Origin of the sequence: Methylobacterium variabile, from assembly GCF_001043975.1 — a bacterium.
Taxonomy (GTDB): domain Bacteria; phylum Pseudomonadota; class Alphaproteobacteria; order Rhizobiales; family Beijerinckiaceae; genus Methylobacterium; species Methylobacterium variabile.
Map to the genome: position 1 here is coordinate 1 of NZ_LABY01000375.1, position 1,698 is coordinate 1,698.

3 protein-coding genes are annotated in these 1,698 nt (G+C 62.6%); 2 read left to right on the forward strand and 1 reads right to left on the reverse strand.

Translation table 11 applies throughout. The annotated features are described in order from the left end of the window. A partial coding sequence (locus tag VQ02_RS38510) for a hypothetical protein (RefSeq protein WP_048448529.1) occupies window positions 1-396 on the forward strand: 396 nt, incomplete at its 5' end. Between the two features lie 191 nt (window positions 397-587). Further along, window positions 588-998 carry a hypothetical protein gene (locus VQ02_RS33145; protein ID WP_048448530.1) on the forward strand — a complete coding sequence of 137 codons (411 nt, stop codon included), beginning with the start codon at window positions 588-590 and terminating at the stop codon, window positions 996-998. A 184-nt stretch (window positions 999-1,182) separates the two neighbouring features. Here the strand turns inward: VQ02_RS33145 and VQ02_RS37840 are convergent, their stop codons facing one another. Further along, complete coding sequence (locus VQ02_RS37840) at window positions 1,183-1,650, reverse strand: hypothetical protein (protein WP_157080911.1); 468 nt, start codon at window positions 1,648-1,650, stop codon at window positions 1,183-1,185. Window positions 1,651-1,698: the final 48 nt, after the last annotated feature.

Consider the following 1,698-nt stretch of genomic DNA (forward strand, 5'->3'; position numbering starts at 1 on the left):
CCGGGCCCGGGCAAGCCGCTGCGGCGCGGCCTGCTCGTCAACGACCTCGTGTCGCGCTGCGCCGTCAACGCCGTCGGCACCGCGCAGCTGCTGGCCAGCGAGCCCGACCCGGACACCCTCTCCGAGCTGTTCGCGATGCAGACCGCCTTCATGAACCGGCTCTGGCAGATGGACCAGGATTGGCGCACGGGATTGCTGCAGCTCTATCAGGAGTGGATGTCGCTGCGGGAGGCCAACACCCTCTCGAAGGTTATCGAGCAGGATTACAATCTGGGCGCGCAGTTCGGCGACCTTGTGATGAACTACGTGACCAGCGCGGCCACCCTGGTCGAGAGCACGAATGTCGGCTACGCCTACTGGCTGAGCAAGAAGATCGGCGCGAAGCCGTCGCCCTGACGGATGTCTCGGAGGGGGTGGCGTCGGCCTCCGGGCCCGCGACTGCGGCGGGATCCAGGACGGCGCAGCGACATCGATCGCCCGACATGGTTGGGCTGACATCGGGACAGCTCTACGGTGTCGGAGAGCTGCCGAGGGCATTGGGAGGCGTTCGAGGCTTTGCCGCACATGGTGCCATGAGAGCGCATCACATGACGCTGTTCCACTACCCCCCTGGCGGTGGATGGCGGCTGATCGAGGTCGCGCAGCCAACCTGGGACAGGGTGGAGCAGGCGATCCGTGGCCTGGACGATTGCGAACACCCGATCGTCCAGTTGAGCCGGTGCGATGTCGCGACCTGCATGGATGACGAAGCCTCGCTGAACATCGTCGGCGGAGCGGACGTCGGCTACGCGCTGTTCGCGACCATGGGAGCGTGGCTCTTCGAGGATCCGTCCGGGAGCTCCGAGCCGGTGCGATTGTGGCAGAGCGATCAAGGCTATTGGTGCGAGCGCCGCAACCTGCTCGTTTCGGTCGAGGACGTCCTGCACCTGGTGTGGGCGTACTGCGATGGCCGCTCTTTCTCCGAGATGACGCAGATTGCGGGCCAGTTGACTCCCTAAACTGCACAAGCAGGCATAATTATTTTGGTCCAGGACTGGGATCTCCCGATGCCGATCTTGCAGGCCCGCTCAGCGATCAAACGTAGCACCATGCGGAGGCGGATCTGGCGGTCTCGTCAGGTCAGGACAAACCATATCAGGTCGAACGTTTTTTGTTGCGTCGATCTTCGGCTGACCGAGTGGCTCAATCCCATCGATTGAAGATTATGCCGCCGATGCGCCTCGGCTTCCAATGCCCGATCTGGCGCATCTCGACAGACGCCAAGTCTCGTAGAACCGCCCGATCGACGGCGGATTCCAGCCAGTGTGAAGCGAGGCATTCGAATCCCGCATGGGCCGCAAACGATGCGCGGAGGGACGAGGCGGTCGTGAAAACCGGCTCCTCGCCAGCGCCGCCCGCACCGGAATTCGCGAATGCTCCGTACGGATAGACACAGTTGCACAATGCCACAATCTGCCCGGCGGGCGTAGCGAGGGTCGAGCAGAAGTAATTTTTCCCAACCACGTCGAAATCGAAGTTGGCCGCCGTTCCGCGATGAATGTGCGCAACGGCATGACAAGCTCGCTTGAAGGCTGCGCCCTCAAGGTATCGACATTCTTTCGGATGATCGAAGAAGCCGGTGATATGACGAGGCAGATGGTCCAGTCGCATGGCTCATTCTCGTGCGTTGACGTCTCGTACCGCCGCGTCTTCGAACGG